21 protein-coding genes are annotated in these 18,078 nt (G+C 65.7%); 15 read left to right on the top strand and 6 right to left on the bottom strand.

Translation table 11 applies throughout. The annotated features are described in order from the left end of the window. Positions 1 to 80 precede the first annotated feature (80 nt). Both GA0061098_RS02905 and GA0061098_RS02900 read left to right on the top strand, forming a co-directional pair. Entirely contained in the window at positions 81 to 290 is a 210-nt protein-coding gene (locus GA0061098_RS02905) for a hypothetical protein (RefSeq protein ID WP_165637112.1), read from the top strand. 53 nt (positions 291 to 343) lie between these two features. Beyond that, positions 344 to 688 (top strand): DUF1491 family protein, encoded by a 345-nt coding sequence (locus GA0061098_RS02900; RefSeq protein WP_091953210.1) that lies wholly within the window; start codon positions 344 to 346, stop codon positions 686 to 688. 219 nt (positions 689 to 907) lie between these two features. On the opposite strand, the gene GA0061098_RS02895 is transcribed toward GA0061098_RS02900, so the two are convergent. Beyond that, positions 908 to 1,885: a DUF2336 domain-containing protein gene (locus GA0061098_RS02895; RefSeq protein ID WP_091953207.1), complete on the bottom strand. Its 978-nt coding sequence runs from the start codon at positions 1,883 to 1,885 to the stop codon at positions 908 to 910. Positions 1,886 to 2,138: 253 nt separating this feature from the next. Here GA0061098_RS02895 and GA0061098_RS02890 point away from each other — a divergent pair, with 253 nt between their 5' ends. Both GA0061098_RS02890 and GA0061098_RS02885 read left to right on the top strand, forming a co-directional pair. Then, positions 2,139 to 2,327 carry a hypothetical protein gene (locus tag GA0061098_RS02890; RefSeq protein ID WP_018315770.1) on the top strand — a complete coding sequence of 63 codons (189 nt, stop codon included), beginning with the start codon at positions 2,139 to 2,141 and terminating at the stop codon, positions 2,325 to 2,327. Between the two features lie 15 nt (positions 2,328 to 2,342). Next, positions 2,343 to 3,104 (top strand): hypothetical protein, encoded by a 762-nt coding sequence (locus GA0061098_RS02885; protein WP_091953205.1) that lies wholly within the window; start codon positions 2,343 to 2,345, stop codon positions 3,102 to 3,104. Here the strand turns inward: GA0061098_RS02885 and GA0061098_RS02880 are convergent. Next, positions 3,088 to 3,960, bottom strand: coding sequence for a LysR family transcriptional regulator (locus GA0061098_RS02880; RefSeq protein WP_091953202.1), 873 nt, complete (start codon positions 3,958 to 3,960; stop codon positions 3,088 to 3,090). The genes GA0061098_RS02885 and GA0061098_RS02880 overlap by 17 nt on opposite strands. 95 nt (positions 3,961 to 4,055) lie before the next feature. Between GA0061098_RS02880 and GA0061098_RS02875 the strand changes: the two genes are divergently transcribed. Then, positions 4,056 to 4,883 (top strand): MBL fold metallo-hydrolase, encoded by an 828-nt coding sequence (locus GA0061098_RS02875; protein WP_091953199.1) that lies wholly within the window; start codon positions 4,056 to 4,058, stop codon positions 4,881 to 4,883. A gap of 28 nt (positions 4,884 to 4,911) precedes the next feature. On the opposite strand, the gene GA0061098_RS02870 is transcribed toward GA0061098_RS02875, so the two are convergent. Then, positions 4,912 to 5,820, bottom strand: coding sequence for a LysR substrate-binding domain-containing protein (locus GA0061098_RS02870; RefSeq protein ID WP_091953924.1), 909 nt, complete (start codon positions 5,818 to 5,820; stop codon positions 4,912 to 4,914). Between the two features lie 133 nt (positions 5,821 to 5,953). Here GA0061098_RS02870 and GA0061098_RS02865 point away from each other — a divergent pair, with 133 nt between their 5' ends. From GA0061098_RS02865 to GA0061098_RS02845, 5 genes are all read left to right on the top strand, one after another. Then, on the top strand, positions 5,954 to 6,715 hold the full coding sequence (locus tag GA0061098_RS02865; protein WP_091953196.1) for an SDR family NAD(P)-dependent oxidoreductase: 762 nt from the start codon (positions 5,954 to 5,956) through the stop codon (positions 6,713 to 6,715). Between the two features lie 17 nt (positions 6,716 to 6,732). Continuing rightward, positions 6,733 to 7,578, top strand: a complete 846-nt coding sequence (locus GA0061098_RS02860) for a transketolase (RefSeq protein ID WP_091953194.1) — start codon at positions 6,733 to 6,735, stop codon at positions 7,576 to 7,578. Further along, positions 7,575 to 8,582: a transketolase family protein gene (locus tag GA0061098_RS02855; RefSeq protein WP_208610618.1), complete on the top strand. Its 1,008-nt coding sequence runs from the start codon at positions 7,575 to 7,577 to the stop codon at positions 8,580 to 8,582. Before GA0061098_RS02860 ends, GA0061098_RS02855 begins: the two co-directional genes overlap by 4 nt. Positions 8,583 to 8,743: 161 nt before the next feature. Further along, the gene (locus tag GA0061098_RS02850; RefSeq protein ID WP_091953189.1) at positions 8,744 to 9,769 is read left to right on the top strand and encodes a TRAP transporter substrate-binding protein; all 1,026 of its coding nucleotides are present in this window, start codon (positions 8,744 to 8,746) and stop codon (positions 9,767 to 9,769) included. After that, positions 9,766 to 11,658, top strand: a complete 1,893-nt coding sequence (locus GA0061098_RS02845) for a TRAP transporter large permease (RefSeq protein WP_091953187.1) — start codon at positions 9,766 to 9,768, stop codon at positions 11,656 to 11,658. The genes GA0061098_RS02850 and GA0061098_RS02845 overlap by 4 nt, the downstream gene beginning before the upstream one ends. An 18-nt stretch (positions 11,659 to 11,676) precedes the next feature. On the opposite strand, the gene GA0061098_RS02840 is transcribed toward GA0061098_RS02845, so the two are convergent. From GA0061098_RS02840 to GA0061098_RS02830, 3 genes are all read right to left on the bottom strand, one after another. After that, entirely contained in the window at positions 11,677 to 12,255 is a 579-nt protein-coding gene (locus GA0061098_RS02840; protein WP_091953184.1) for an amino acid synthesis family protein, read from the bottom strand. An 8-nt stretch (positions 12,256 to 12,263) separates the two neighbouring features. Further along, entirely contained in the window at positions 12,264 to 13,127 is an 864-nt protein-coding gene (locus GA0061098_RS02835; RefSeq protein WP_091953181.1) for a fumarylacetoacetate hydrolase family protein, read from the bottom strand. A 105-nt stretch (positions 13,128 to 13,232) separates the two neighbouring features. After that, a complete protein-coding gene (locus GA0061098_RS02830; protein ID WP_091953179.1) occupies positions 13,233 to 13,934 on the bottom strand; it encodes a GntR family transcriptional regulator in 702 nt (233 codons plus the stop codon). Positions 13,935 to 14,046: 112 nt separating this feature from the next. On the opposite strand from GA0061098_RS02830, the gene GA0061098_RS02825 reads away from it, so the two are divergent. The 5 genes from GA0061098_RS02825 (at position 14,047) to GA0061098_RS02805 (ending at position 18,024) form a co-directional block, all read left to right on the top strand. After that, complete coding sequence (locus tag GA0061098_RS02825) at positions 14,047 to 15,039, top strand: zinc-dependent alcohol dehydrogenase family protein (protein WP_091953177.1); 993 nt, start codon at positions 14,047 to 14,049, stop codon at positions 15,037 to 15,039. Positions 15,040 to 15,055: 16 nt separating this feature from the next. Further along, positions 15,056 to 15,958, top strand: a complete 903-nt coding sequence (locus tag GA0061098_RS02820; protein ID WP_091953922.1) for a VOC family protein — start codon at positions 15,056 to 15,058, stop codon at positions 15,956 to 15,958. Positions 15,959 to 16,030: 72 nt separating this feature from the next. Continuing rightward, positions 16,031 to 17,032, top strand: a complete 1,002-nt coding sequence (locus tag GA0061098_RS02815; RefSeq protein ID WP_091953175.1) for a tripartite tricarboxylate transporter substrate binding protein — start codon at positions 16,031 to 16,033, stop codon at positions 17,030 to 17,032. A 132-nt stretch (positions 17,033 to 17,164) separates the two neighbouring features. Continuing rightward, entirely contained in the window at positions 17,165 to 17,530 is a 366-nt protein-coding gene (locus GA0061098_RS02810) for a hypothetical protein (RefSeq protein WP_091953173.1), read from the top strand. Between the two features lie 101 nt (positions 17,531 to 17,631). Continuing rightward, on the top strand, positions 17,632 to 18,024 hold the full coding sequence (locus tag GA0061098_RS02805; RefSeq protein ID WP_091953171.1) for a FixH family protein: 393 nt from the start codon (positions 17,632 to 17,634) through the stop codon (positions 18,022 to 18,024). Positions 18,025 to 18,078 lie beyond the last annotated feature (54 nt).

Here is an 18,078-nt window from a genome sequence, read left to right as displayed (position 1 = left end):
GGCGATTTGCTTGGGATCAATGACGGCCGACAGCTTCGGGGAACATGATCGCTCATCTTCAACGAAGAAGAGAGGTTGTCATGTTCAAGGTCTCGGTTCTGGTCTGGATCATGCTGGGTACGACGCTGGCGGGCGTCAGTCTGATCGTCGTGCTGATGGTGCCGAGCGTCGCCGCCGACGCGATCAGGAACATCCCCTATGCGGTGGCCGTGGGATTCGCACTTGCGATGCCGCTGTCATATCTCGTCGCGCGCCAGATCAACGGCGAGCGAGGTGTAAGCAAGGCGTGACAATCGGACGCTGAGACTGGCGGCGCGCGTCGCGCTGGCCTATCGTTCGACTCATGCGTTTGAAATCCAACATATGGGTCGCGGCTTACCTGCGCCGGTGCCAGACCGAGGGCGTGTTCGGCGCGGTGCGCCGTCGCGGCGCCGAGGAGGCGGGCGCGGTGTTCGTGAAGGTGTCGCTGCTCGACGGCCATGCGATGCTCTACGCGCCGGCGCCGCAGACCGTCTACGACGATGGCCGTCCCGTCGATCGCTTCTTTGTGCCGGTCGCACAGCAATCTTTGCCCGAGCACACGATCGAGGAGCGTCTCGCCAAGGAAATCCGCTTCGATCCGGACGCCTGGATCGTCGAGACCGAGGACCGTGCGGGCCGGCATTTCCTGGAACTGGCGAAGACGTAACTGCTGCTCCTTGTCCCGGACAAGCGGCGACGCGCCAGCGTTGCCGTGCAGAGCCGGGACCCAGAAGGCGGCATCAACGAACGCGGAGAGATGGGCCCCGGCTCAGCAGCGCATCGCACCGGACGATGCTTCGCATCGCCGGGGGCGCTGCGCCGCGTCCGGGGCACGAGCTAAGAGAGATGCTGTGCGCCTCACGCTCAGCGTCAGCGCGCGAGCAAATCACCGATCCGACGATCCGTCGGTGCCGGTGCGGCGCGGCGGCATTGCACCGGGCTGCACGCCCGGCCGGGTCTGGCTCGCGCCCGCGCGGGCGCGCTGGCGTTCGCCGTCGTGCAGTGACGACTGGTACTTTGCGCGGGTAACGGCGAGCGTCGAGCCGCGCCAGGCTGCCAGCATCACCAGCGCCGAGCGGTCGCTGAGACGATCGTAGAGCCGTGACAGCCGGTACACCTCGTTCACGGACGTGCCGATCTCCGGCTTGAAGAACAGCAGAATGCGCTGGAAGTTCGGGCTCGGCATGTCGAGCGCGCGCGCGGCGACCGCGAGCGCCTCGCCGCCGGTATCATCGACGATCTGGGCTGCGACGCGCGAGGGCAGGATCAGGCTGTCGCCGAGCTCGAGGGTGAAATTCTCGATGTCGCCCGCGATCGCCGCCATCTCCAGGATCTGAATCGCGCGCTTGGCGCGCACGGTCGGAATGCGGGGCGCGGCCTTCAGCGGGGTCTGCGCCAGATTGTGCAGGATCAGCGCGCGCTCGGAGGCGCCGGCGCGGAAGAACATGTCGTGGATCTCGGCGGCGTCCTTCGGCTGCATCGCCATATTGGCGGCCATGCGCAGCTCGGCGTCGGTCGGCGTGCGGGCCGGCGAGGGGGCGGGTGCGGGCGTGGGGATCTCGCGGGCGAGTGGAACCCTGCGGCCTTCATGTGCGGCGACCAGCCCGAGCTTCTGCAGCACCGGGACAGGCGTCGATGGATAGATTGCGAGCTTGGCCTTGATGGCCGCGCGGGTCGCATCGTCGACCTGGTCGATCAGCCGCGTTGCGAGCTCGGTGAACTGGCGCTGCTCGTCGTCGCTGTGGATGCGCGTCTGCACATAGAGGTCGGTCAGCACGCGCAGCAGCGTCGGCCGAACATCGACGCCTTCGCGACGGGAGAGGGACATCAGCCCGTCGAATCCGGGAAACAGCGACTTGGTCATGGAGGGATACGCGACCTGGAAGAGATACTGCCCGCCAGCCTATCGCATGCTCCTTTAAAGGCTCGTTAAGGAAAACGAGGCGTGAAGCCGAACGCTCGATTTGAAGCGATCCCGTGCCGCAACGGGACGTCGCGGTCGGCCCGTGCGGTTACGGTCCGACCGCAACGTTTACACCCCGTTAACCATGAACTGATCTTAATGAATGCATGTTGCATGAGCGCGCTCGGTCGCGCGGCAATTGAAGAGAGCTGACATGGGGACCATCATTGAATTTCCGGCCGGTCGCCGGGTGGGCTCGTCGGGGGATGTCGCTCCGCGCGCGGACATGGGAACGATCCTGATCCTTCCCGTCATCCGTATCGAGCGCGAGGCAGACGAAACCAGCGGCGATCACGGGCCGGAGCAGGGCACAGCGCCGGGGCGCCGTCGTCGTCGTCGCTGATTTCGGGCCTTTGCAATGCCGGACACCATCCGCCAGATCCGGTCTGTCCTATCGGCCGTGCTGCTCACGCTGCTTGGCGCTGCGCTCGGCGCCTGTAGCGGCGGCGATTTCGGCCGCACCCGCGCTGACATGCGCAGCGACGACATGCATCGCTGGTTAGGGGCCGAAGCCACCGGCAGCGTCGGCCTGGGTCCCTCGCAATTCCAGCTCACCGACGAGGAGCGCCAGCTGCGCGACCTCGCCTATCCCATGATCGAGCCGCCGCTGTCGCGCCCCGCCTGGAAGAGCGTGTTCGGCGACTACAAGGCGCTGCCGTCACCCTGGCGGCAGAAGATCGTGTTCGACCGCACCATGTACGGCCGCACGCTGATCGACGAGCCGCACCGCTCGCATTCCTCGCGCTATGCGCAGCTGATCGAGGACGTGCGCAACGACATCACCCGCTTCGAGCCGTTTTTCGCCAGCGCGATCCGCGTCATCGACCTCGACAGGAAACGCAATGCCAGCATGGCGCGCGTCTCCGCGCTCTCGCCGAGAGAGAGGGACGACGCGGTCGCGCGGATGCAGGAGAACTCGCTGATCGTGCAGTGGGTGCAGCAATGCCTGGAGCAGCGCATCTCGTCCTATCGCTGGGCGCTCGAGCGCCTGGTGATCCAGGCCCCTGACGGCATGGCCGCCGACGCCGACCGCCTGATCGGCGAGCTCGCCGCCCAGACCGCCAACCCGCCGGTCCAGGCGCAACCGCCCTATGGACGTGCGGTCATCTCGAAGGGCTGAGCGTCTTGCGCGCGCCGACCCGGCGCTTGGTTCGATCCGGCCGCCGCTGCTTCTGCAGCTTCCCGACAAACTCCTTCAGCGCATCCGCCAGCGGCACCGAGGCGCGGTAGGCGAGGCCGACCTCGCGCTTCACCTTGACCTCGATCTCGCGCACCGCGACATCAAGATTGCCCTTCGCCACGCCTTCCGGGACGATGGCGATGCCGACGCCGGCGGCGACCAGCGCGATGGCCCAATCCTCCGATTGCGCGATCGCCGCGGTCTGGCGGCGCTGCGCATTGCGGCCGAAGAATGCGCTCTGTTCACAATGACAGCGGTCGATCAGCGGAACGCCGGCGAGATCGGCAATCCGAAGCTTGTCCTTCAGCATCAGCGGGTGCGACGGCGGCAGCGCGGCGACATAACGCTCGCTCCACAGCGCGACGAAATGCTCGTCGTTGCGCAGCATGCTCTTGGCGATGATGCGCGCATCGGCGGGCTCGTCGCTGCCGACGAGGCGAAGCGCGATGTCGTTGCGCGCCGTCAGCGGCTTCAAGAGCGCGATGGTCCGGGGCACGTCGAGCGTGCGCATCAGGCCCAGCGTCACCGTGGTCTTCGTGCTAGGCTTTTTGAACAGGCTGCGCGCGGCATCGGCCTCGTCGATGATGCGGCGCGCCAGCGTATGAAACCGCTCGGCCGAGGCGGTGGGCGCGACGCCCTTCTTGTGTCGGATGAACAGCGTGGTGCCGAGCTCCGCCTCCAGATTGGTGATCGCGTTCGAGATCGACGGCTGCGACACGAAGCAGGCACGCGCCGCCGCGGTCAGATTGCGCTCGCGGTAGACGGCGGCGAAGTAGCGAAGCTCGCGGATATCCATAGGATTGGCCTAGAGATAATATCAATACTCGATATTTTACCTATGGATCGAACTATGACAAGAGCGTCCTGCTCACGAACAGGCAGGGATACGCGATGAAGATCCACCATCTCAACACCGGCACGATGTGCCCGATCGGCCGCCGCCTGGTGAACGGCAGCGGCAGCCTGTTCCAGCGCGCCCGCCTGGTCTGCCACTGCCTGCTGATGGAGACGAATGACGGGCTGGCTTTGGTCGACACCGGGATCGGCCTCGATGATATCGCCTCGCCCGAGCGGCTGGGGCGGCGCTGGGTGCGGCAGACCGCGCCAAAGCTGGATCCCGCGGAAACGGCAGCCGAGCAGGTGAGGGCGCTCGGCTATTCACCGAACGACGTGCGTCACGTGCTGCTGACGCATCTCGACCGCGATCATGCCGGCGGCGTGCCCGACTTTCCCGATGCCGCGATCCACGTCCATCGCGCCGAATACGACATGGCGGTGCTGCGCAAGCCCGCGCCTCCGGAAGGCCGCTACGTCACGGGGCAGTGGAGCCACGGTCCGCGCTGGCAATTCTACGGTGAAGCCGGCGAGGACTGGTTCGGCTTCAAGGGCGTGCGCCCGCTCGGCGACAAGGAGGCGGACATCCTGATGATCCCGCTTGCCGGCCACACGCTCGGCCATTGCGGCATCGCGGTGCGCTCGGGCGACACCTGGCTGCTGCATGCCGGCGACAGCTATTTCCACCACGGCCAGCTCGATGCGTCGCCGCGTGTTCCCTTGATGCTCGGCTATTTCCAGCGCCGCGGCGACATGGACCGCGCAATGCGGATCGCGAACCAGGCCCGGCTGCGCGCGCTGAAGCGCGATCACGGTGATCGCGTGACGATCGTCAACAGCCACGACCCCGCGGATTACGAGCGCTGCCGGTGCGGGATCCACTGAGCGATCAAAGCCCGAGCCGTCAGCCCGTCTACCTGACTCTCGACCGGCTTGAAGCCGGGCCGGCGACCGCCACCTCCCGCGTGATCCACTCGGCGAAGACGCGGATCGGTCGCCGCTGCTGGCTCGCGCGCGGGAACACCAGGTGATGGCCGATATAGCGGATGTCGACGGAACGTCCGGCGAGGGGGGCAACGAGCCGCCTTGTGGCGATCTCGCGTTCGGCAAGCCGGGTTGACTCCAGCGTCACGCCGAGGCCGCTCGACGCCATCGCGATCGCCAGGAAGCTGCGATCGAAGCGCATGCCATGAATGGCAGGCGCTTCGAGCCCGTTGGCGGTGAACCATTGGTGCCACTGCACCTGCTTCACTTCCGAGCGGATCAGCACCTGATCGAGCAGGTCCGTCGGCTTGCGGATCTTCTTCGCGAGCTCGGGCGTGCAGAGCGGCGTCACGGTCTCTTCGCCGAGCGGAATGACCTCGACTCCCTCGGCTCTCGGCTGCCCGTAGACGATGTCGATGTCGAAATCGTCGTTGCTGAACCTGGCATATTCCGTGCTGGCGGCAAGCCGGACCTCGAGCTGGGGCTCTGCGGCCATGAAACGGGCGAGGCGCGGCGCGAGCCACTGCGCGGCAAAGCTCGGCGCGCAGTGCACTCTCAGCAATTGCGGGCCGCGGCCCGCGACCTCTTCGATCCCGCGCCGCAGATTGTCGAAGGCGGCGCCGGCATGACGCATCAGGTTCTCGCCCGCCGGCGTCAGACGGACGGCGCGGGCGCTCCGCTCGAACAATATCGTGCCCATCGCGCTTTCGAGCTTGCGGATGGCGTGGCTCACCGCGCTCGGCGTCAAATGAAGTTCGTTCGCCGCATCCCGGAACGAGCCGGTGCGTGCGGCCGCCTCGAACGCGCGGATGGACGATATCGGAATACTGGAAAGCAGCATCCGACGAGTGAACCAAATTCACCTATGCAAGACAACAGCGCGTTTGTCGGAAACGGGGCAGGGGCATAATCAACGGGTCAAGAACAGTGGCGCCGTTGGTGCCGGCAACAGCCGTTCAGGGAGGATCACAATGCTGCTACGCGGCAAGACAGCCATCATCACCGGAGCGGCCTCGCCGCGGGGCATCGGCCTTGCAACGGCCCGCCGCTTTGCGGCCGAAGGCGCGCGGGTCGCCATTCTCGACATCGACGGTTCGGCGGCGGAAGCCGCCGCGCGCGGGATCGAATCCAGCATTGGCGAGCCGCATCTTGGTCTCGCCCTGGACGTCACCGACAAGCAGGCCTGCATCAAGGCCGTTGAAGCGGTCATCGCGCGGTTCGGCCAGATCGACATCCTCATCAACAATGCCGGCGTGACGCAGCCGGTGAAGCTTCTCGACATCACGCCTGAAGACTGGAACCGTATCCAGGACGTCAACCTCAAGGGCATCCTGTTCCTGTCGCAGGCCGTGATCCCGCATATGCAGAAGCGCAAGAGCGGATCGATCGCGTGCATGTCGTCCGTTTCCGCCCAGCGCGGCGGAGGCATCTTCGGCGGACCGCACTATTCGGCAGCCAAGGCCGGCGTGCTCGGACTCGCCAAGGCGATGGCCCGCGAATTCGGGCCCGACGGTATCCGCGTCAATTGCGTGACGCCGGGTCTGATCGGCACCGATATCACCGCAGGCAAGCTCACCGACGAGATGCGGACGAAGATCCTCGAGGGCATACCGCTCGGCCGACTCGGCGAGGCCGCCGACGTCGCGGGCATCTACACCTTCCTCGCCTCGGACCTGTCGGCCTATGTCACCGGCGCGGTCATCGATGTGAACGGCGGCATGCTGATCCACTGAGCGAGGAGGAGATAGACATGGCAACACCGACACTTCCGAACGCACCGACGCTGGCACAGCGCGGCCGCAATATCCGCCGCAACGCCTTGCTGATGGGTGAGGTCCAGGGCCAGGGCTATATCGCCCAGGCGCTCGACATCGCCGACGTGCTGGCGGTGGCCTATTTCCACGCGATGCGCTTTCGCGCCGAAGATCCGGCTTGGGAAGGCCGCGACCGTTTTCTGCTGTCGAACGGACACTATGCGATTGCACTCTACGCGGCCTTGATCGAGGCCGGGATCATCCCCGAAGCGGAATTGGAAACCTACGGATTCGACGAGAGTCGTCTGCCGATGTCGGGCATGGCCTCCTATACCCCGGGCATGGAGATGTCCGGCGGCTCGCTCGGCCTTGGCCTTGGCATCGCCGTCGGCATGGCGCTCGGGCTGAAGCGCAAGAACTCGGCGGCGCGGATCTTCACCCTGTTCTCGGACGGCGAGCTCGACGAGGGCTCGAAATGGGAAGCCATCATGTCTGCGGCCCATCACAAGCTCGACAACATCATCGCAATCGTCGACGTGAACAACCAGCAGGCCGACGGTCCCTCCAAGCAGATGCTCGGCTTCGAGCCGCTGGTCGATAAGCTCGAGGCCTTCGGCTGGTTCGTGCAGCGTGTCGACGGCAACGATCTCGACGCGGTGGTGGGCGCTTTCGATGCCGCGATGGCGCATGGCGAGGCGAAGCCTCGCATGATCGTCGCCGACACGCTGATGGGCAAGGGCGTTCCCTTCCTGGAGCAGCGCGAGAAGAACCATTTCATTCGCGTCGAGCCGCATGAATGGCAGCTCGCGCTCTCTGCACTGGACGCGGGAGACCAACCATGAAGTCCGCCGGAACCCCATCGGCCAAGCCGCGCCTGACCACGTCGGCCATGATCGCCTCGATCGCGGCGGAGGGCCAGCGCACCAAGCCCGCCCCCTTCGGCCACGCGCTCGTCGAGCTCGCCCGCAGCCGCGAGGACGTGGTCGGCATGACCGCCGATCTTGGCAAATACACCGATCTGCACATCTTCGCGCAGGCTTTTCCCGATCGTTACTACCAGATGGGCATGGCCGAGCAGCTGCTGTTCGCCGCCGCCTCGGGACTCGCCGCCGAAGGCTTCATGCCGTTCGCGACGACCTATGCGGTGTTCGCCTCGCGCCGGGCCTACGACTTCATCCACCAGACCATTGCGGAAGAAGACCGCAACGTGAAGATCGCCTGCGCGCTACCCGGCCTGACCTCGGGCTATGGACCCAGCCACCAGGCGGCCGAGGATCTAGCGTTGTTCCGTGCGATGCCGAACATGACGGTGATCGATCCCTGCGATGCGTACGAGATCGAGCAGATCGTGCCCGCGATCGCCGCGCATCGCGGACCGGTCTATATGCGCCTGCTGCGCGGACAGGTGCCGCTGGTGCTCGACGAGTACAATTACCGGTTCGAGCTCGGCAAGGCTGCGTCGCTTCGTGACGGCAGCGACGTCCTGATCATCTCCTCGGGCATCATGACCATGCGCGCGCTGGAGGCGGCGCAGGCGCTCGCGGACGACCGCGTCAGCGTCGGCGTCCTGCACGTTCCGACCATTAAGCCGCTCGACACCGAAGCGATCCTGCGCGAAGCGGGCAAGCCCGGCCGCCTCGTCGTCGTCGCCGAGAACCACACCGTGATCGGCGGGCTCGGCGAGGCCGTGGCGACGCTGTTGATGCGCTCGGGCGTTCATCCCGCGTTCCGCCAGATCGGACTTCCCGACGAGTTTCTCGCCGCCGGCGCGCTGCCGACCTTGCACGACCGCTACGGCATCTCGACCGCGGAAGTGAAGCGGCAGATCAAGGAGTGGCTGCGCTAGCAGCCCGCCCTCCCGATCCACGACCGACATGCTTCGCAGCACCGCTGCGAAGAAACGACGGCTGCTGTCCAATGCCGGCGCATCGAGAGCCGGCCAGCAGCAACACGGGCGGTGAAGAGCCGCCTTTAGATCAACCAATCCACGTTCGACAGGAGGAAACGATGACCTTGCGCAAGCCGAGAACTCTGAGCCGCCGCAAGTTGCTCATGGCCGGCGCCGCGGTGCCGCTATGTGCCATTCTCACCCGCCCGGCCTCGGCCGCGGAATTCACCTACAAGCTCGCGACGGGGCAGGATCCGACGCATCCCGTCAACATCCGCGCCAAGGAAGCTGCCGACCGCATTCGCGAGGCGACGAGCGGCCGGCTCGAGATCAACCTGTTCCCGGCGAACCAGCTCGGGTCGGATACCGACCTGTTGACGCAGGTCCGCAACGGCGGCGTCGAGTTCTTCAACCTGTCCTCGCTGATCCTCGCGACGCTGGTGCCGGCTGCAGGCATCGTCAACCTCGGCTTTCTCTTCACGAACTATGACGCGGTCTGGAAGGCGATGGATGGCGAGCTCGGCGCCTATATCCGCGCCCAGATCGCGCGGACGCCGATCATGGCGGTGTCGAGCCCCTGGGATAACGGCTTCCGCCACGTCACGTCGTCCGGCCGCGAGATCAGGACGCCGGACGATCTCAAGAATTTCAAGCTGCGCGTGCCGGCCGCTCCCAATCTGACGTCGCTGTTCCAGGCGCTCGGGGCGGGCCCCGCGCCGATCAACTTCAACGAGGTCTACTCCGCGCTCCAGACCAAGGTGGTCGACGGTCAGGAAAATCCGCTGCCCATCATCGCAACGGCCCGGCTGTACGAGGTGCAGAAGACCTGCTCCCTGACCGGGCATGTCTGGGACAATTACTGGATCCTCGGCAACAAGCGCGCTTTCGAAAAGTTGCCGAAGGATGTGCAGGAGATCGTGACGCGCGAGCTGGATCGCTCGGCCAAAGAGGAGCGCGCCGACGTCGGCAAGCTCAGCGAGTCCTTGCGCGCCGATCTGACCGCCAAGGGCATGCAGTTCATCGACGTCGACCGCGGCGCGTTCCGCCAGGCCCTGGCGAAGACCAGCTTTTACGCCGACTGGAAGGCCAAGTTCGGCGATGAGGCCTGGGCTCAGCTCGAGAAAGCGGCGGGCAAGCTGTCATGACCGCGATCAACCATATGCCAGGGATCGATCAGGGCACCGCGGTTGCGGCGCCTCAATCCGGTGTGCACCGCTGGGCCGTCGCGGCCAACAAGGTGCTTGGTCATGTGGTTGCGATCCCGGCGGCACTCCTGGTGCTCGCCGAGATCGTCGTTTTGTCGGCCGGCATCGTCGGACGATATGTCTTTCACGCTCCGATCATCTGGGCCGACGAGCTCGCCGGCATCCTGTTCCTGTGGCTCGCCATGCTGGGATCGGTGATCGCGTTCCAGCGCGGCGAGCACATGCGGATGACGGCCATCATCGGCATGCTCCGTCCCAACGCCCGTGCCTTCCTGGATGTTGTTGCCGCCGGGGCATCGCTGGCGTTCCTGTTGTTGGTGATCCATCCCGCCTACGAGTTCGCGGCCGACGAGGTGTTCGTCACGACGCCGGCGCTCGAAATCGTCAACAGCTGGCGGGCTGCCGCGTTACCCGTCGGCATCGGATTGATGCTGATCGCGGCGGTCCTGCGGCTCGCCCGCATCTCGAGCTTGCGCAGCCTGCTGGCGGCCGCGGTGCTCGTCGCCGGCATCATCGCCGCGCTCGTCGTCATCGCGCCGGTATTGAAACCGCTCGGCAATCTCAACCTGCTGATCTTCTTCGTGATCATCGTCGGCGCGATGGTGCTGGCGGCGGTGCCGATCGCCTTTGCCTTCGGTCTTGCTACCGTCGGATATCTGGCGCTGACGACGAACACGCCCGATGTGGTCATCATCGGGCGCATGGACGAAGGCATGAGCCATCTGATCCTGCTGGCTGTGCCGCTCTTCGTGTTCCTCGGCCTGCTGATCGAGATGACCGGCATGGCGCGGGCCATGGTCGGCTTTCTCGCCAGCCTGCTCGGCCACGTGCGCGGCGGCCTGCACTATGTATTGGTCGGCGCGATGTACCTGGTGTCGGGCATCTCCGGCTCGAAGGCGGCCGACATGGCCGCCGTGGCGCCGGTGCTGTTTCCGGAGATGACCAAGCGCGGCGCCAGGCCCGGTGATCTCGTCGCGCTGTTGGCGGCGACCGGAGCCCAGACCGAGACCATTCCGCCGTCGCTCGTGCTGATCACCATCGGCTCGGTGACGGGCGTGTCGATCGCGGCGCTGTTCACCGGGGGGCTGCTGCCCGGTATCGTGCTCGCCGTCGGTCTTTGCGCCGTGGTCTGGTGGCGATACCGGGGCGAGGACCTGTCGCATGTGAAGCGGGCCACGGGCAGGGAGATCGGCCGCGCCTTCGTCATTGCCATTCCGGCAATGGCGCTGCCCTTCGTCATCCGCGCCGCAGTGGTCGAGGGCGTCGCCACCGCGACCGAGGTGTCGACCATCGGCATCGTCTACTCGGTTTTCACCGGGCTTCTGATCTATCGTCAGTTCGCCTGGCGCCGGCTTTATCCGATGTTGGTGGAGACCGCGTCACTATCAGGCGCGATCCTGCTGATCATCGGCGCGGCGACAGGGATGGCGTGGGCTCTCACGCAATCGGGCTTCTCGGCATCGCTTGCAAAGTTCATGACGGCGCTGCCGGGCGGAACGCCTGTCTTTCTCGGCGTGACCATCCTCGCCTTCGTCATTCTGGGCAGCGTGCTGGAAGGCATCCCCGCCATCGTCCTGTTCGGGCCGCTATTGTTTCCGATCGCCCGCCAGGTCGGCGTGCACGAAGTGCACTACGCGATGGTCGTCGTGCTCGCGATGGGCATCGGCCTGTTCGCCCCGCCATTCGGCGTCGGCTATTACGCGGCCTGCGCCATCAGCCGCATCAGTCCCGACGAGGGTATCAGGCCGATCGTCGGCTATATCGTGGCCCTGCTGATCGGCACGCTGATCGTCGCGGCGATCCCGTGGATCTCGACCGGCTTCCTGTGACGCGGAGACGGGCGGCGCTCAGCGCTGCCCGTCATGCACGGAGATCTCGGATGCCTTGAGGCCTCCGATGCGCGCGTGGGGGCGGCCGCCGGTGGCCATCACGAGGCCGAAGGCGATCTCGTCCCGCCGTGGCGCGTCCCACAGCGTCATCTCGGCCGTGCCGAAATGGCTGCGGACATAGGCGGCATGGATGTGGCCGAGCGGCACCATCAGGCGCGTGCCGGGACCGCCGATGGTTTTAGCAGCCGGGACGATCGCCTTCGGCTGACCGAGCACCTCGCGCATGCCGTGGCCGCCGGCTTCGTGCCAGACGGCGCCATGCTCGAGCTCGCCGTCTTCGCCGACGATGATGCCCTTGCCATAGGCTTCGATGCGCTCGGCACCGCCGAGCTGTGCGATCAGCCCGCCGGCGAGCTCGCGCCCGAGCTCACGCAAGGCCGCCTGGAACGGCATCAGATCGGACTCATAGCGTCCGGCGAAGGGATTGCGGATCACCGCGACGGCGGTTCCGACCAGCAGCGGCTTCTCCAGCCGCGGGCCGCGCTCATGCCAGATGGTCTCGACGCTGAGCGCGGTCTTGCGAATATCGTAGGACATCGGCGGCCCTACGCCTCGTCCACGACGGGATTGCTGAGCACGCCGATGTTCTCGATCTCGACCTCGACCACATCGCCGGGCTTGAGGAAGATCGGCGGCTTGCGGGTGAAGCCGACGCCGGCCGGCGTGCCGGTGGCGATGACGTCGCCGGGCACGAGGTCGAAAATGGTCGAGCAATATTCGATCAGCCGCGGGATCGAGAAGATCAGCATCGAAGTGTCGGAGGACTGCACTGTCGCGCCGTTGACGCGCGTTTCGAGCTTGAGCTTCGTGGGATCGCCGATCTCGTCCGGCGTGACCAGCCACGGTCCGAACGGGCCGGTGCCGACGAAATTCTTGCCGGAGGCGATCTGCTGGGCATGACGCTGCCAGTCGCGCACGCTGACGTCATTGTAGATCGAATAGCCAGCTACATGATTCCACGCATCGGCCTGGCTGATGTGACGGGCGCCCTTGCCGATGACGACGGCGAGCTCGCCCTCCCAGTCGAAATTGTCCGAGACTTTTGGCCGGATCACCGGCGCGTTGTGCGCAACTTGGGACCGCCAGACCCGCAGGAAGATCGGCGGAAATTCCGAGATCTCGCGCTTCATGCCGAACGCCACGGCTTCATTGTGGTGGTCGAGATAGTTGCGCACGGCGCAGACGATCTTCTCGGGCCGCGGGATCACCGGCAGATATTTGACGTCGCTCAGCGCCAGCGTCGGCTTGTGCCCGGCGACGATCGCCTCGCGCTTGGCGTAGTCATCGCTGCCGAGAAAGTCCGCAAGCGTCGGGTACTGGGGGAGGGAGTGGCCCAGATCCACAACGCGGTTTTCGACAACGGCGCCCCAGCTTTCCCGATTTCCATCCAAGAACGACAGCAGCTTCATGGTTTCGCCCCAAGGGTTTCGAATTAAGGGTTTAGATTTTCGATCTGACGTATTATTTTCGAAAATGAAGCCGGGCGCAAGCCCGCCGCGTGAAATGCAGGTCGCCTATTCGGCGTCGAGCAGATGGCCGGCGTATTTGGCGACGTTGTCGGAGGTCGAGCGGATATGGGTCTCGATCAGCTGCACGGCGAGATCCGCGTTGCGCGAGATGGCGGCCTGCATGATGGCTTGGTGCTCGCCGGCCTTGTCGCGCGGGCGCGGCCGGAAATTGGCGGAGAGATGCCGGTAGCGCTCGGCGCGATCGAACAGCTCGGCGCGAATGGCGAGCAACGTGGCCGAGCCGCAGGCGGAGACCAGCGCCTGGTGGAATTGGCGATGCGCGATCTTCCATTCGGGATCGCGCAAGGGGTGTTCGGGATCGCGCTGCTCGATTCGCTTCAATCTGTGCAGGGTGGAGATCACGGCGATTTCCCAATCGTCATCGCCCCGCCCGATCGAGCGGCGGATCAATTCCACCTCGATCAGCACCCTTGCATCGGTGACCTCGACCAGATCCTGGCGGCTGACCGGCGCCACGCGAAAGCCGCGCTGCTCCTGGGCGTCGACCAGGCCTTCCGCGGCAAGCGCGGTCAGCGCCTCGCGCAGCGTCGTGAAGCTCGCGCCGAACCGTTCGCGCAACACGTCGAAGCGCAGCGGCTCGCCGGGCGGAAGGGCGCAGGCGATGATCTCCTCGCGCAGCCGATGCGTGATGTCGGCGGCGATGGTCTTGCCGAATTCCTTGCGGGGGCGGATGGCGCTCTCGGGCATGGGGATCTGTCGCTGAATCGATGCCTCAACATGCCGCGCTAACGAGCATCTTGCAATAATTTTCGTAAACGGTATGATTTTCGAAAATATGGTCTAGGGAGCACGTGAAGTCATGAGGGCGGTGCTGGTGCGTCAGCCGGGTGGGCCGGATGCACTTGAGGTGGTCGAGCTTCCGGAGCCTGTGCCCGGAGCCGGCCAGGTGCAAATCCGGGCCGAGGCGTTCGGGGTCGGTCAACCCGACGTGCTGATCCGGCGCGGCGTCTACAAATGGATGCCGCCGCTGCCGGCCAATCCCGGCAACGATGTTGCGGGGCGCATTTCTGCGCTCGGGTCCGGCGTCGAGGGGTTTTCCCTCGGCCAGAAGGTGCTGCTCAGCGCGCGCGATCTGTCCCAGCGCGGCGGCTGCTACGCCGATTACGTGGTCGCGCCCGCGGATGCCGTTCACGCGCTGCCCGACAATGTCGATCTGCAGGCGGCCGTGTGCCTGTCGAACTACCAGGTCGCCTACGCGCTGCTGCACGAGTGCCGCCATCCGCGCGCGCCCGGAAGCGTGCTGGTGATCGGCGCGGCCGGCGGCGTCGGCACCGCGCTGGTGCAACTGGCCAAGCTTGCTGGCATGACCGTCATCGGCACCGTCTCCACCGAAGAGAAAGCCGCGTTCGCCAAGGCGAACGGCGCCGATCACGTCATCTTCTACCGGAGCGAGGATGTCGTGGCGCGCACGCGCGAGCTGACTGATGGCGAGGGCGTCGGCGTCGTGCTCGATCACGTCTGCGGGCCCGAGTTCACCACCTATCTCGGCGCGCTCGGCAAATGGGGCACGCTGCTGTCCTACAACGCTTTCGCCGGTTTGCCGAAAGAAAATCTGATGGCGGCGATGCGCGATCATCTCGACATCTGTCCGGCGATACGCTGCTTCTCCTTCCACATCTACGACCACGATCGCGACGGACGCCGTGCCCTGATGCGCAGCGTGATCGAGGCCTTGAGCCGCAATTCGATCAAGCCGGCGATCTCGGCAGTGCTGAAGCTCGACGAGGTCAGGAAGGCCCATACGCTGCTCGAGCAGGGCTCCGCGCTCGGCAAGATCATCATGATTCCATGAGGGGATGGACCGCACGATGACACAAGCACCCATTGCACGCTTCACCCGGCTGCGACACGCGACCTTCACCTCGCCCGATCCGGAGCGGCTGCTCGACTATTATCGCGGCGTGATCGGACTTGGCCTCGTGGCCCGCGATGGAGATCGCATTTTCCTCGCCAGCGAGTCCGAGCAGCTCTCGCTCGTGATCGAGCCCGGCGATGCGCTACTTAGCAGCATCGCCTTTGAGATCTCCCCGGAGGTCCCGATCGAGGCGCTGGGCGCCGCGCTGAAGCAGGCGGATCTGCGGCCCGAGCTTCGGAGCGATCCTCTGCCTGGCGTTTCCCGGCTGCTGTCGTTTAGCGATCCCGAAGGGACGCGTTTCGAGCTGATCCAGGGCTGGACGCCGACGCCCGCGCAGGAGCGGATCGGCGGGCTCGCTGTCGCCAAGCTCGGCCATGTCGCCCTTCGCACGCCCGATCCGAAAGCTGCTTCGGAGTTTTACGCGAACGTGATGGGCCTGCGAGTCTCCGACTGGATCGAGGACCGCTTTGTCTTCATGCGCAGCGGCTTCGAGCATCACACGTTGAATTTCGCGCTCGCGCCTGGCCGCGGTCTGCATCATTTTGCGTTCGAGCTGCGGGGTCCCGAGCATATGCATCGGGCCTGCGATCATCTCGCGCGCCACAAGCTCCCGGTGCTCTGGGGACCGGTGCGTCACGGCCCCGGCCACAACACTGCGATCTATCACCGCAATCCCGAAGGGCATCTGGTCGAGTTGTTTCATGACCTCGACCGGATCGTGGACGAGGAGCTCGGCTATTTCGAGCCGCGGCCCTGGCATCGCGATCGTCCGCAGCGGCCAAAAGTCTGGGTCGGGCAGCCGCGCGACGTCTGGGGCATGCCGCCATCGCCCGAATGCACGGAGTTTGCGCGCTAGCGAATTCGGTTCGACCTGAACGACGCCGCGCGCGTTGCGGCCAACGACATAACAATTGAGGGAGAAGCATCCATGCGAGGGATGAAGCGGCTTGCTGCGGCCATTTTTCTGCTCGGCGTTTTTCTTGGCGTTTTTCTCGGCGGTTGTCTGGTGACCGGCCCTGCATGGGCGGACAATTATCCGTCGCGTCCGATCCGCCTGCTGCATGGCTTTGCTGCCGGCGGCGCCGCCGACACGCTGTCGCGCATCATCGCCGACGGGCTGTCGAAGAAGCTCGGGCAGCCGATCATCGTCGAGGCCAAGCCGGGTGCCGGCGGCAACATCGCGGCGGACGCGGTCGCCAAGGCGGCGCCCGACGGTTATACGCTCGGCCTCGTCACCGGCGCGCACGCGATTTCCGCGGCGACCTACAAGAGTCTCGCCTATCAGCCGGCCGAAAGCTTCGAGATGATTTCGACGCTGGTCTACTACGCGCTCGTCATCGCCGTGCGCAGCGACTACCCCGCAAAATCGCTGGGTGAGCTCATCGCCCTGGCCAAGGCAAAGCCTGGTTCACTCAGCTTCGGATCGGTTGGTTTCGGCAGCACGCATCATCTTGCGGGAGAGTTGCTCAACGCCACCGCCGGCATCGAGATCGTGCACGTGCCGTATCGCGGCGATTCCCAATCCGTCACCGCACTGCTCGGCGGCGACGTTCCCGTCATCGTCGGTACGCCCGTCTTGCTCGCCCCGCAGATCCAGAGTGGCGCGATTCGGGGCCTGGCGGTGACCTCGCCGACGCGCACGGCGCTGCTGCCAGATGTACCGACGGCTCAGGAAGCCGGCATCAAAGGCTATGACGTGCGCACCTGGGCCGGCCTCTTGGCGCCCAAGGGAACGCCGCCTGCCATCATCGCGGCGCTCAACGCCGCGACGCTGGAGGCGCTCGGGGATCCCGAGCTCAGGCAGCGTCTGGAGACCGCCGTCGGCGGCGAGGTCCGCGGCAGCTCGCCGGAAGAGATGAAGAAGCTGATCGGGACCGAGATCGCCAAATGGACCGGCGTGGTCGAGCGCGCGAAGATCCCGAAGATCTGACCCGGGCCGGCGGCAGGGTCGGTACCGGCCGGCCCCTGGTCACGAATGCTTGATCCGGATCAACAAGCGCCACCGGCACTGGGATATGCTACGAGGGATACGCTGCGACCTTGATAAGGTAACTCAATAAAGATGCGCCTCGTTCGTACCATTCTGGCATTCGCAATCGCCATATCCCTGGCGATGCTGCCCGTTGGCGCGTCCGCATCCGGTCTTGCCATGTCGTCGGACGATATGCCGGCGACTATGCAAATGGACAGCGACGCCGGGATGGCGATGGACGATTGCTGCCCCGACATGAAGGGGACGCCCTCGCAGACCGGCGGCTACAAATGCGGGATGGGCTTCTGCTGCGTCGGCGGCACCATCGCGCTCGATGCCATCAGGCCCGTCGTCTTCGGGCATTTCGCCGTAGCGGTGAGCACGATCGCCATCCCTGAGGATCAGGTCGTCTCCGCCCGCGGCAGCAGTCCTCCCTTCCGACCTCCTCGAATCTGATCTCGCAACAGCCGAACGCGCGCAGCACGTTTGCGCGCGACGACGACTGACGTGTGCGCGCCATGCGCCACGGCGAAAGATCAGATCATGAGGACAGGACAATGCTTTCCAAATTCACCACCGCGGCGCTCGCCGCCACCCTTTCGCTTGCCGCCTCCGCGGCGATGGCGGGCGCCGGCGACTACGCCTTCGAGCCCGTCACTGCGCAAATGAAGAAGGGCGACGACGTCACGCTATCGGTTCGCCTGACCAACAAGCAGACCGGCAATCCGGTGGCGGACGCCGTCATCTTCAAGACCCGTGTCGACATGGCCCCGGACGGAATGGCCGAGATGGAATCGGCGGTGGCGCCGCTGCCGTCGAAGGAGCCGGGCGTCTATGCCTTCCGCACGGATCTGCCGATGGCCGGCCGCTACCAGGTCACGCTGTCGGCCAAGGTGCAGGGCGAGGTGGAGACCGTCACCGGCAAGGTGATCGTCACGGCGACCAAGTGAGCGTGCGGACGCCGCCCGCGGCGTCCGAACTTCTCTGTCCCATTCACATGGATG

Origin of the sequence: Bradyrhizobium shewense, from assembly GCF_900094605.1 — a bacterium.
GTDB lineage: Bacteria > Pseudomonadota > Alphaproteobacteria > Rhizobiales > Xanthobacteraceae > Bradyrhizobium > Bradyrhizobium shewense.
This window is presented reverse-complemented; position numbering and strand designations above follow the sequence as displayed.

Excerpts from the sequence above, each read along its gene's own strand:
- GA0061098_RS02905 (WP_165637112.1), top strand. The coding sequence starts at position 81 with ATGTTCAAGGTCTCGGTTCTGGTCTGGATCATGCTGGGTACGACGCTG.
- GA0061098_RS02900 (WP_091953210.1), top strand. The coding sequence starts at position 344 with ATGCGTTTGAAATCCAACATATGGGTCGCGGCTTACCTGCGCCGGTGC.
- GA0061098_RS02895 (WP_091953207.1), bottom strand. The coding sequence starts at position 1,885 with ATGACCAAGTCGCTGTTTCCCGGATTCGACGGGCTGATGTCCCTCTCC.
- GA0061098_RS02890 (WP_018315770.1), top strand. The coding sequence starts at position 2,139 with ATGGGGACCATCATTGAATTTCCGGCCGGTCGCCGGGTGGGCTCGTCG.
- GA0061098_RS02885 (WP_091953205.1), top strand. The coding sequence starts at position 2,343 with ATGCCGGACACCATCCGCCAGATCCGGTCTGTCCTATCGGCCGTGCTG.
- GA0061098_RS02880 (WP_091953202.1), bottom strand. The coding sequence starts at position 3,960 with ATGGATATCCGCGAGCTTCGCTACTTCGCCGCCGTCTACCGCGAGCGC.
- GA0061098_RS02875 (WP_091953199.1), top strand. The coding sequence starts at position 4,056 with ATGAAGATCCACCATCTCAACACCGGCACGATGTGCCCGATCGGCCGC.
- GA0061098_RS02865 (WP_091953196.1), top strand. The coding sequence starts at position 5,954 with ATGCTGCTACGCGGCAAGACAGCCATCATCACCGGAGCGGCCTCGCCG.
- GA0061098_RS02860 (WP_091953194.1), top strand. The coding sequence starts at position 6,733 with ATGGCAACACCGACACTTCCGAACGCACCGACGCTGGCACAGCGCGGC.
- GA0061098_RS02855 (WP_208610618.1), top strand. The coding sequence starts at position 7,575 with ATGAAGTCCGCCGGAACCCCATCGGCCAAGCCGCGCCTGACCACGTCG.
- GA0061098_RS02850 (WP_091953189.1), top strand. The coding sequence starts at position 8,744 with ATGACCTTGCGCAAGCCGAGAACTCTGAGCCGCCGCAAGTTGCTCATG.
- GA0061098_RS02845 (WP_091953187.1), top strand. The coding sequence starts at position 9,766 with ATGACCGCGATCAACCATATGCCAGGGATCGATCAGGGCACCGCGGTT.
- GA0061098_RS02840 (WP_091953184.1), bottom strand. The coding sequence starts at position 12,255 with ATGTCCTACGATATTCGCAAGACCGCGCTCAGCGTCGAGACCATCTGG.
- GA0061098_RS02835 (WP_091953181.1), bottom strand. The coding sequence starts at position 13,127 with ATGAAGCTGCTGTCGTTCTTGGATGGAAATCGGGAAAGCTGGGGCGCC.
- GA0061098_RS02830 (WP_091953179.1), bottom strand. The coding sequence starts at position 13,934 with ATGCCCGAGAGCGCCATCCGCCCCCGCAAGGAATTCGGCAAGACCATC.
- GA0061098_RS02825 (WP_091953177.1), top strand. The coding sequence starts at position 14,047 with ATGAGGGCGGTGCTGGTGCGTCAGCCGGGTGGGCCGGATGCACTTGAG.
- GA0061098_RS02820 (WP_091953922.1), top strand. The coding sequence starts at position 15,056 with ATGACACAAGCACCCATTGCACGCTTCACCCGGCTGCGACACGCGACC.
- GA0061098_RS02815 (WP_091953175.1), top strand. The coding sequence starts at position 16,031 with ATGCGAGGGATGAAGCGGCTTGCTGCGGCCATTTTTCTGCTCGGCGTT.
- GA0061098_RS02810 (WP_091953173.1), top strand. The coding sequence starts at position 17,165 with ATGCGCCTCGTTCGTACCATTCTGGCATTCGCAATCGCCATATCCCTG.
- GA0061098_RS02805 (WP_091953171.1), top strand. The coding sequence starts at position 17,632 with ATGCTTTCCAAATTCACCACCGCGGCGCTCGCCGCCACCCTTTCGCTT.